Origin of the sequence: Kitasatospora sp. NPDC088346, assembly GCF_044740765.1 — a bacterium.
Classification (GTDB): Bacteria; Actinomycetota; Actinomycetes; order Streptomycetales; family Streptomycetaceae; genus Kitasatospora.
Genome location: NZ_JBIURH010000106.1, coordinates 1 through 10,656, shown reverse-complemented (window position 1 = coordinate 10,656; position 10,656 = coordinate 1). Strand labels below are relative to the sequence as shown.

The 10,656-nt window shown below is 67.3% G+C and carries 4 protein-coding genes and 1 pseudogene; 3 read left to right on the top strand and 2 right to left on the bottom strand.

The window, feature by feature from the left end:
* Positions 1-364 precede the first annotated feature (364 nt).
* Positions 365-2,605, bottom strand: a complete 2,241-nt coding sequence (locus tag ACIOFR_RS41350) for a glycosyl hydrolase family 95 catalytic domain-containing protein (RefSeq protein WP_401005868.1) — start codon at positions 2,603-2,605, stop codon at positions 365-367.
* Positions 2,606-5,570: 2,965 nt separating this feature from the next.
* Here ACIOFR_RS41350 and ACIOFR_RS41345 point away from each other — a divergent pair.
* The 3 genes from ACIOFR_RS41345 (at position 5,571) to ACIOFR_RS41335 (ending at position 10,309) form a co-directional block, all read left to right on the top strand.
* Positions 5,571-5,780 (top strand): hypothetical protein, encoded by a 210-nt coding sequence (locus tag ACIOFR_RS41345; protein WP_401005866.1) that lies wholly within the window; start codon positions 5,571-5,573, stop codon positions 5,778-5,780.
* A 1,769-nt stretch (positions 5,781-7,549) separates the two neighbouring features.
* On the top strand, positions 7,550-9,946 hold the full coding sequence (locus tag ACIOFR_RS41340; RefSeq protein ID WP_401005864.1) for a LuxR C-terminal-related transcriptional regulator: 2,397 nt from the start codon (positions 7,550-7,552) through the stop codon (positions 9,944-9,946).
* Between the two features lie 228 nt (positions 9,947-10,174).
* Complete coding sequence (locus tag ACIOFR_RS41335) at positions 10,175-10,309, top strand: hypothetical protein (RefSeq protein ID WP_401005862.1); 135 nt, start codon at positions 10,175-10,177, stop codon at positions 10,307-10,309.
* Here ACIOFR_RS41335 and ACIOFR_RS41330 read toward each other — a convergent pair.
* Positions 10,296-10,559, bottom strand: a pseudogene (locus ACIOFR_RS41330) (transposase); the annotation flags it as partial. The gene ACIOFR_RS41335 and the pseudogene ACIOFR_RS41330 sit on opposite strands and share 14 nt — an antisense overlap.
* Positions 10,560-10,656: the final 97 nt, after the last annotated feature.

Below are 10,656 nucleotides of genomic sequence, written 5' to 3'. Positions count from 1 at the left end.
ACTTGCGTGGTGCGGGCATTGCTCGTGGTTCTCCTTACGCCTGGATCGTAACAAACCCTGACATCAGGGACTCCACGAAAGCCGGAGCAGCTCACCTCGCCTCCACAGCGGTGATGGCGTGCGAGGCGCCTCCCGGCGGTGTTGGCGTTGGGTCGGCCGCTGTTCGCTGCTTCCGCGATCGGGATCTCCCGCAGGTCTCGAAGACTCCGAGGTACCCCAATGGAACCGATTTTGGATGGTCGGCGACGCGCCGAAGAGGTTCCATTCCGCGCAGCGCAAAAACGACTCCTGATGATCGAGGCATTCGCAACCTTGATCATCAGGAGTCGTGTTCTCTAATTTCAACGGACCGACTTCTGTCATGCTACAGGGACTGGCCAAGTTTCATATTGATGGTCGCCAGCGAGGTTCCCGCAGGCGCAAAGTGCAGCGTCTCGTTGGTCGACGTGGTGAGTGTGAGCGTGGTGCCGGAGACAGTCCCTGCGTTGGCGCCGTTGCGGTAGACCTGGACGCTCTGACCCGGCCAGGGGTTGGTGAGTGTGAGGGTGCGGCCCGACTGGCTGACCGCGCGGACGTACTCGACGGAATTGTTCGAAATGCTGCTGGAGATGAGGAAGTTGTTGTAGGCGAGCAGGTCTCCGAACTTTGCGCTGGAGTTGGCCGGCCAGTTGGCGAATACCTTGACGTCCTGCTGGAAGGACTGCAGCAGCATCTCGTTCAGTCCGGAAGTCACCACGTTGATGTTCTCGATGCCGCCGCCATCGTGGTGGACGGCCAGGTTTTTGTAGCTGTAAGTGGTGGCCTCGGTGTGCAGGTTAGCCAGGATGGTGGACGGGTCGTAGCCGACTCGGGCCGCGGCCGCGTAGAAGGTGGCCGGTGCGTTGCCGCCGTGCCAGGCCTTGGTGAGCTGGCCGACCGTGTTCCTCGCGGTCTGGAGCGCCGAGGGGGAACTGTTGAGGCCGACCTCGCTGCCCGGGTAGACAGCCTGGATGTTGACGTCGTTGCCGTTGTTGTCCCAGCTCGCGCCCTCGGAGGTCAACCGGAAGACGGTCTGACCGTTCTGGGTCATGGTCGGCAGCGGGGCGAGGTGCGTGTCGATGTTCTGCCAGGTGGTGCGGAGCGATGCGTCCTGGTTCAGCGTAATGCTGATGTCTGTGAGGCCCTGGAACAGGAGGTGTACCAGGCCCAGGGACACGATGCTGTTGGTCTGAGGGTAAGGGAGGTTTTCCAGCGGCGAGTCGTTGGTGATGTTGTAGGTGCCGGAAGAGTCCAGGGTCAGGTAGTTTTGCCAGAACAGGCCAACTTGCTTGAGGAACGGGTAGACCGTGGCGGCGTAGTTGGCATCGCGGGTGTATTTGAAGCGCATGATCATGTCGCTGGCCAGGTTCGCCGCATCCGACTTTTGCTTATACAGGCCCCTGTCCGCGCTGGTGCCGTTCGGCGAGAGGCCGACCGGGTAGAGGACGCCCTGGAATCCGTTCTGAGCGGCGAGGGCTTGTCCGGCGGACATCCAGTCCAGGACAGGTTGGTCGTACGACGCCATCTGATCGATGTGGTTGGTGGACAGCGCGGCGTAGAAGGGAGCCTCGAAATTGTAGTTCGTGTGATAGTCGCCCTTCCAGGCCATGGTCCCCGTGATCCAGTTCCCCCACAGGCCCGGGGCGTACTTGCCGGCGCGTGACACGCAGCGGAGTTGGTACAGCGAGCCATACCAACTCTTCTCGATTGCCTTGTCGGCGATCTCCACGTAGGACCGCGACCAGTACGTCTGCCACGAGCTCCGGTGGTCGGAGTTGATGGAGTCCACCCAAGACTGATTCAGATTCCCGACCACATCAGTGGCGTACGACTGGTAGTTGGGGGTGTCGATGTTGCTGATTATCGCCGAAACGAAGGTGTAGGTGACTCCGGGCTGGAGCGTGAGGCTGATCTGGTTGCCGGACGTTGTGGAGGTCCCGCCGATCACCTTGGACGCCATTCGGGCTTGCGGGTTGTTTGAGCCGACAGTGTCGGCCACGACGTCGGCGTTCAGCACGCCGTTGGTGACGGAGGTCGTCGGCGTGCCGCCGAAACCGTCCTGGACGGTGAAGGTAGCGCTCTGGCTTGCCGATCCGCTCAAGGTCATCGAGGTGAAGTGGAGGTTGTCAGAGGCAGACACCCAGCTCGTGGTGTTGAGTGTCGAGCCGCCCAGAACGTAGGTTCCCTGGACCTGGGCCTGGGCGATGTTCTGCACCATGTGGTAGCTGGCGCCTGCCATGCCCGGCACGGCGAGCACGATCCGGCCCAGGGGCCTGATCGCGTGGCTGGAGGCGGAGAAGAAGTCGTTCTTGCCTATGTAGTAGGTCTGGTTGTTGATGGAGCCGCCGATGACGACACCGACGTCGCCGTTGCCCAACAGCGGGGCGTCGGTGCCCTTGCCGCCAGCGATTATGGTGGGCGGGGATGTCCAGTCGCCCTGGTACTGCTGGACGATCCGCATGGCCTGGTTCGAGGTGACCGAGTCCGCCAGTGCCAGCTGGGGCGTAACCGTGGCCAGTCCGGCGCTGACGAGCAGCGCCGCTGTAGCTGTGCTACCAACTCGTCTCAAAAGCTTCCTGAGTTTCATGGGTGCTCTGCCTCTCTTTGCACCAGCCGCGCCTGCTACACAGGACACGCGTCCGCGGGCTTCTGACCGCGACTCCCAACGCATCACAGCGATGGAAGACATCAGATGATTCGAGTGAATCTGGGTTGCCGGTCGGCTCGGCGGCTGACTCCGACTCGGTCATCAGTGCATGCGGGGGAGAAAAATGCCTGGTCAGTACAGGTGGCCGGCGGTGCAGTGGGTGGGGGACAAGTGTGGGGCGTGAGCAATCCTGCACGCCGCAGGTACTCCTATGAGTATTAACATAGGATGTCTGGGATGTTATAGACCGGTTGAGCGACGTTGTAAAGGGGGTTCGCCCGCCAGGGTCGACGGGATGCCTCGTCGGGACGTGATGCTGCTTGGCTCCGACTGCCGTATCGACCCTGAACGCCAGCTTCGGCGAGGTCGCCGAAGCTGGTGCCGCGAACGAAGTGAGAGGGTCCTCGAGGATCCACCGCGCCCTGGCGAGTGAGTCAAGCCTTTGCGTGAGCCTTTGGTGGGAGGTCAGGTCGGCGACTGCACAAGCGGTCTGGCGACCGACTCTCCGGCCCGGGAGTGCTCGGGGGCTCGTCCCCGGTCGGCTGCGCCGCTGAAGGTCCGTCATGTTGTCGGGCCTCCTTCCAGGCGTGTCGGCGCCCTCGACCTGCTTTCCGCAAGTCGAGGTGCGCGGCAGCACTGCTCGTCGCACGAGAGCGCCGGCCGGGCGGTCAGCCTTTGGGCGTGGGGGTCGGCCTGTCCTGGTCCGGCCTCTCGGGGTTCCTGGTCCGGTGACGAACATGAGAAGCCGGCTCGGCCCGGCACCTGCGTGCGATCACGTGTCTCGACACCTGTCTTTCCGTTGGCCCAGGTCAGACTCCGGCGGCTTGTCGGCAACGGACGAATGTGGTTCTGGACCACTTTTTGCTGCCGGCCGGGCACAAGGCCTCCCGAGCCGCCGGGTCGCGCCGGCTACCGGAACCGGGAAGCCACATGCCCGCCCGAGGCATCGTCCCTTCATGCTCGAGGGCCTCGCGGCACTGTAGGCGTGGGTGGCGGCGCCGATCACCGGCGTGCCGGTGGCGGACGCCGCCGCGGCGGCGTCCCCGCGGGCGCCCCTTCGATGCCGTGGGATGGCGCCTGCTCCCAGCGACTGCAGCGTTCGCCCCAGCCCACGGGCCTGCAGAGAAGGCACAGGCAGTGCTCCGTTAACGAATCGACTACTTGGGTCGGAGAGCTGGCGGCACCGGTTGTGCTGGGCCGGTCAGCGACTCCGCCTGGCGGTCAGCAATTGGGAAGGTGCGGAGGGAATGAGGCTTCTGACCGAGTGCGCGGTAGCCGGTGGCGTCGGTTGTGAGCCAGCGCTGGCAGGCGGGTGAGTACCTCTGCTCCCGGGGTGGCGACGGTGGGAGGGGTGCTGCTGCCTGCCATATTGGACTGGGCGGGGGCGGGCGGGATGGAGGCATGACTCTGTCCCGCAGGGTGGGGGCAACTGTGCCGCGCGGCGTGCGGCGGTAGGGGGCGGCCGACGTGCTCTGGGTCCGCAGTCTTCTGTCATGCCCGCCAGGGGCCTGGACCGCGGGCGAACGGGTGGGTTGCGGGCTGGTCGGTGCGCTGTCCGGGATGGCTGGTCGTGCCTGCTGCACTGCTTTTCCTCCGGGGTGAGCTGCTGGGGCTGGATGGGTACCGGGCTGTTGATGGGGGAGCCGCGCGAAGGCGCTGGTGGCCACGAGGGCGGTGCGACGGCGTGCTTGGCCGAGGGGAAGGCGAGCACCACTGTTGCCGGGACGACGGTCGGCGCCCTGGATGAGGCTGAAGACGCGGCAGGAGTGATAGCCGTGGGGAGCGCCGGAAGGCCGGCCGGACCGGTGAGGGGGCCGGGAGGTTCGGTGCCGGGCGGAGAGCGTGTGGCCGGTGCCGGACAGGTGCTGGGATCGAAGAGGTCGGCGGTGCCGGGCGCGCGGGTGCGGCCGGTCCGGTCGGGCGTCGGATCGATGGTCGTAAATCGGTAGTTGAGGGGTGCCTTCTGGGTGGGAGGACATTGCCCGGTATATGTCCAGGTGGCGCCGTAGGCCGCGACGAGTGCTGCGGCACCGGCGATGGAGAGTTTCCTCTGCTGGGTCCGGGGCTGCCAGCGGTGCCTTGACAGATGTCTCATGGACAGTGGTCCTCTTCGTAGGCCTGCTTGGAAGTGCGGTGCTGGGTCGGTGGTCAGGCGCAGCGGTGGGTCGGAGAGTACGGAGGCCCTGGGGTGTCCCGGGGAGACTGACGCGCTTGCCCGGGCCGTGGCGCGGTGATCGGGGCGCGGGCGTGTGCTCGTGCGAAGTCGGCCGGACGTTCGGTGGCGGGCGTCGGCCAGTGAGGGGCCGCGTGCGCGGGTGGAGCACTGCGGCGGGGTGGGTGGCGGTGGCCCGCTGGGGCAGCACTATGGGGATGGTCGGGCTGGCTGAGGCAGGCCTGGCGGGGGACATGGGAGCGGACTCGGCGGAGGTGTCCAGAAACGTCGACCTCGCTCTTGTCGTAGCTATGGCGGAGGTAGACCGCGAGCTGCTTGCCGCAGAGGTCTGCGGGCGTGAGCGCATGGAGGCCACCTCACCAGTCGGTTTACTGGGCGGCCACGCCGCGCTGGGCGCCGCGGCGATGTGCCGACGGCATGAGGGCATCGGCTGCGGGCGTAGGCGACCGAACGCGGACGCACGCGAGGTGCCGAAACGGCCCTTCGACCGGAAACTGTCGGTACGCGGATTGCCGTTTCGGGCTTTCTACCTGCTCGCGGCAGGTGAAGTCCAGGGGTAATTTTCTTTGCGTGCGAGCGAAACCCGACGAAGCGCGAGGTCCGGCGTGCCGCGCTGACGAAGAGGATCAAGGATCTGTTCGATGCTTCGGTGGCACCTACGGGGTCACCGCAGATCACACTGGACCTGTGGGCCGAGGGCTGGCAGGTTCCAGGAACACGGTCGCCGAGATCATGACCGAGCGCGGCTGGTACGGCAAGCCGAAGAAGCGCAGGTCGGTGACTCGACAAGGCAAGCGGAAGGCCGAGCGTGACCTGGTGGGCAGTCACTTCGACGCGGTCGCGCCGGATGTCCTGTGGGTGGGCGACATGACAGAGATCGAGACCGGTCAGGGGAAGCTGTACCTGGCCACCGCGATCGACCTGTCTTCCGCCGCTGCCTGAGCTACGTCATGGACGAGCGCCCCGCTGCCGCCCTGGTCAGTGCGTCCCTGCTGCCAGCGGCCGCGGCCCGCGGCGGCGACGTGGAAGGCGTGATCGTCCGCAGTGACAGGGGCACCGGGGAATACACCAGCGCGGTGCACAACGCCGCGTGCGACAGGCTGGGCGTGGTGAAGTCGATGGGCTGCGTTGGGCGTGCTTCGTTCAACTTGCTGGTCAAGGTCGAGTACGTCCACCGGCACCGCTTCGCCACCCAGCCGAGGCACGTATCAAGATCGCGCCCTGGATCGCCGACTTCTACGACACCAGGCGCCGGCACAGCAGCGCCTGCGGACTACCGCCCACCGAGTTCGCACGGATCATCAACCAGCGACGAGCCGAGACCCGACAGAAGGACGAAGCCGCATAGAGACGACTCTACGTGGGGATTGACAGGGCCGTGTCCGGCGGACGGACGGACCCGCCGGGCACAGCACGTGAATGGGACACAAAGCTCGCGGCGCGGGATGACATGGGTCCCGCCGAGGCCGACGAGAATCCTCCAACACCTCCTAGCGGGCAAGGACCTCAGCGCATGAGGCCCGTGGTGGGATGCGCCCGTCCGGCCGGTCTGGTGCAGCTCTACAGCGCAGACGCCGCGCTGGAAGACGAGAGGACGGACACCGCGGCCGATGCCTGCGGCTAGGCGGGCGACACCCCGCAACAGCACCGGCAGCTTTGCAACCCACTGCCAGTGCGCAGAGTGTGCCGGAGCGCGTGGACGGCAGTCAACGGGCAATCCGAGTGGATCCGCAGGGTCGGGCGAGCCCGCCGCCCGGGCGGGTTCAGCGCGGTCGATCGATCTCCTTCCCGACTCTGTGTCAGGTCAAGGGAACTCCCATGACCGATCCTCGCGACGCGTCCACCGATGAGCCACGGCGAGACGTCCCGCATCAGGAGCTGAACGGTCACCGAGTCGACCACCTGACCGGACCAGAAACAGGTGCCAGAACACGTGATCGCACGCGGGTGCCGACCCCATGCCTGGGGGCATGCTGCTCCTGTCCTTGATCGGCCTGGTGACCCACGGGCAGAACCCAAGCGGCCTCACTGACGACTGGGCCTCGACAGCCCATGCGAGGCGCGCTGCCATGCCACGTCACGCCTCCCAACGACAGAAGCAGAGCAAGAACTGATGGAACGCAGACACCCACGCCCGTGCCTGGGCCGCCGCTGCTCTCCAGCCCACTCGAGGCCGGCAGCGCCCGACACCGAGCGACTGGGTTCGCAGTGGCGCCGGGCGCTGCCAGGGTGGCTGCGGGCAGTCGACACCATCCGCCAGCTGCCCACAGGGCCTCGGCCCTCCAGCCGCAGCCGACGACCCGATCCGCGTTGTGTGCCCAGCGGCCGGCCGACTGCGGCGCGTGCCATCCGCCGCGCCCGGGATGCAGCAGACGGGCTGGCGGAGAGTCCCACGACTAGCTGGTGCGCGCCGATTTTTGGTCTTGACCCTACTGCTCCGGCGCGCACACACTCCTGCCCACCAGGGGCAGCCCGGCCGATTGGCGAGCGCGGGGAAGGCCGGTCGCCTCGGCTGCCGTGTCTGGACCGGAGGGATGCAGCGCCAAGCGCTCCAGTGTGCGGCCAACCCGACCAATCGCGTGCTCTCAACCGTCCTCAGGTCGTGAGAACGGCGCACGCGTACGACCGCGACCCCCATTCTGCCTGTTCGGCGGGCTCCCCGACCATCCCCCACCAGGCCGTGGGCTCCCTTGAGGAGAACCTGACAGCCTGTGGAATCCAGCACCAAGGCAGTGACCATGGGCACCACCACATCACGGACCGTTGGCGGACTGCCAGCTGAGACCAGCAGTTTCCTTGGCCGACGCAGCGAAGTGGCACAGATCCGCAACCTGCTGTCCCACAGCCGGCTGGTCACCCTGACCGGGCCTGCTGGCATCGGCAAGACACGACTCGCCTTGCACGCCGCAGACCAGATGCGACGCGCGTTCCCCTCCGGGCTACGGCTGGCCTCACTGGCCCCCCTACCTCCCAGCACGTCGCCGACTGCGACGGTCCTTACCGCACTCGGCCTGGCTCCGTCCGCCGGACACACGGACGACACAGGCACCCTCACCCCTGACGGTGTCGCAGCGCTCGCAGGCGAACTCGCCAACCGGCGGATGCTGCTCGTCCTGGACAACTGCGACCACCTCGTCCAGGCGTGCGCCGTCCTGGTGAACACCCTCATAGGTACCGCGCCCCATTTGGCGGTCATCGCCACGAGCCGCCAGACCCTGAAGGTGGCGGGCGAGAGCGTAATCACCGTGCCGCCCCTCTCCCTGCCCGACAGACGCAGCCCCTCGGCAACGCAAGCCGTAACCTGCGACGCAGTCGCGTTGTTCACCGACCGCGCGGGCGCCGTGCGTCCCGACTTCACCCTCACCGACGACAACGCGCCGCTCGTCGCACAGATCTGCCACCGCCTCGACGGCACCCCGCTCGCCATCGAGCTCGCCGCTCTGCGGCTACGCGCCCTATCCCCATCCGACCTGCTGCACCGGCTCAAAGCCAGCCTGCACTTGCTCACCGGGGGCCTGCACGCGAACCCACCCCACCAGCACAGTCTGCGGACAGCCGTCGCCTGGAGTTACGACCTTTGCACCGCGCCCGAGCGCCAGCTCTGGCAGCGCCTGTCAGTCTTCGACGGAACCTTCGACCTGCCGGCCGCAGAACACGTCAGCGTCGGCGCAGACCTCACCGCTTCCGACTTCATCGACCATCTCGCAGCCCTGGTCGACAAATCCGTCCTCACCGTGGCCGAGCTGGAGCCCGGAGCCCGCTATCGGCTTCCCGGCGCCGCCCGGGAGTACGGCCGCGAACAGCTCTCCGCCTCAGGCCAGGAGCCGGCTCTGCGTGAGCGCCACCGCGACTGGTACATCGACCTGGTCCGGCAGGCCGAAGCCGACTGGTTCGGCCCTCGCCAACACACATGGGGGGCCCGCCTGCACGCTGACTACCCCAATCTGCGCGCGGCCCTCCAATGGTCCATGGAACACCCCGAACAGGCCCCTGCCGGCCTCGAACTCGCCATCCGGCTCTGGAACCACCCCCTGGCTCCAGCCGGCCCGGCCGACGCCGCACAATGGCTCGCCCGCGGCCTGGAAACCGACGACCGGCCGACCACAACCCGCGCCCGGGCTCTCGCACTGGACGGACGACTCGCACTTCTCCAGGGCGACCTGCCCGCCGCCACCGACCGCATCGAACAACTCAACCGCCTGCTCCCACAACTGGACGACCACGATGAAGCCGACCACCAGGCCGCAACGGCGCTCACAGGCATGTCGGCACTCGTCCAAGGACATCCCCTGGACGCACTCCCGCTCCTCCACGACACCCTGGAGCACTACCAACGGGTGGCTGACATCGGCAACGCCGTGCGCACCCTCACCCACCTCACCATCGCCTGCTTCAACCTCGGCGACCCCGCAGCCGCCACCCACGCAGAACACGCCGTCGCGCTCTGCCGCGCGCACGACGCCCGCTGCTCGACGACCGAAGCACTCTGGGCCCTCGCTCTTGCCCGCCTACAACAAGGCCGGCCGCGAAGCACCACCGCCCTCATCCGCCGCGCCATCCGGCACCGGCTCAACCTCTCCTACGCCGGCGCCGCAAACTTTCTCATCGGACCTGCGGAGTGCCTCGAGGTCCTAGCCTGGAGCTCCGCCGAGCAGCACGGCAGCGATCGCGCGGCGATGCTCCTCGGAGCCGCCCGTACCGCCCGAGGCGCGGCCGGCCGCCCACCCGAGGTACCCGGCCACCTCCGGCCCGGACACGACCGCTGCGAAGCACTCGCACGCCGAAGCCTGAGCCATTCAGCCCTGCGCGCAGCCATACGTGCCGGCGCCAGGCTCATCCCCGACCGGGCCCTCGCCTTCGCGCTCGAGAGTGAGAGCTCCCCCCGGCTGCCACCAGAGCGCGAGCCCCCGGACCAGCCGACACCCCTGACCCGCCGGGAATCGGACGTCGTCGCCCTGGTGGCCATCGGCCTGACCAACAAGGAGATCGCCGCCAAGCTTGTCGTCTCCCACCGCACAGTCGAAGGGCACGTCGCCCACATCCTGAGCAAACTCGGCTTCACGACCCGTGGCCAGATCATCGCCTGGAAGACCGCCGCTGACCGCTGACTCCTGCGCGGCTGCAGGTGCACGGCCGGTGACCATCGCTGCACGACCCGGCCCGCCTGCTGACTGCCCGACGTACTGCACGTCGGCGCGGCGAAGCTTTGTGGGCTCCTGGATTCTGGTGCCGATGCGCGGGAGCGTCGGCCCCGTGTCTGTCGGATGAGGTGGCCCAGACGGCGGTTTTGTTGAGATAGCGGAGCCGGGTGGTACGAGCGTCGGTGGTGATGGCGGATGGCGCAGCAGGATCTGGCCGACCTCGGTGGCGGTCCACAGGTTGGTGCGGTGGTTGAGCTTGTCATTTTACCTCCGGTGATCATCTTCTGTCGCGTTCGAATCATCGCCTGCCTGTTCGCTACTGGTTGGTGACCAGTGCGAGTCCGACGTCGTAGTCAGGGGCTCGGCGGTGGTTGGGCCGGCCGGGTGGGCGCCCGGGCCCGGGTCGGGAGGGTCTCGCAACAGCCGCCGGGCAGGGCAGGGTGGTGCGGATGTTGCGGAACCCGCGCCTGACTCGGGCGGGGGTGAGGCGTTCGGCGGGCTGTGGCCGTTCCCAGGGACGGCGTAGGTCGGCGGACAGCCGCCTGGCGAGGCGGAGTTGGGTGTGGACGGCCAGGACCAGGCCCCGCGTTCGACATAATTCCGCGGCCTGGAGGGGCGAATCTAGGCTCTGACCTGGGCGGACGTGCGTGTGGCCGCCTGGAGGGCGTTTCTCTAGG

Excerpts from the sequence above, each read along its gene's own strand:
- ACIOFR_RS41335 (WP_401005862.1), top strand. The coding sequence starts at position 10,175 with ATGGCGCAGCAGGATCTGGCCGACCTCGGTGGCGGTCCACAGGTTGGT.
- ACIOFR_RS41350 (WP_401005868.1), bottom strand. The coding sequence starts at position 2,605 with ATGAAACTCAGGAAGCTTTTGAGACGAGTTGGTAGCACAGCTACAGCG.
- ACIOFR_RS41345 (WP_401005866.1), top strand. The coding sequence starts at position 5,571 with ATGACCGAGCGCGGCTGGTACGGCAAGCCGAAGAAGCGCAGGTCGGTG.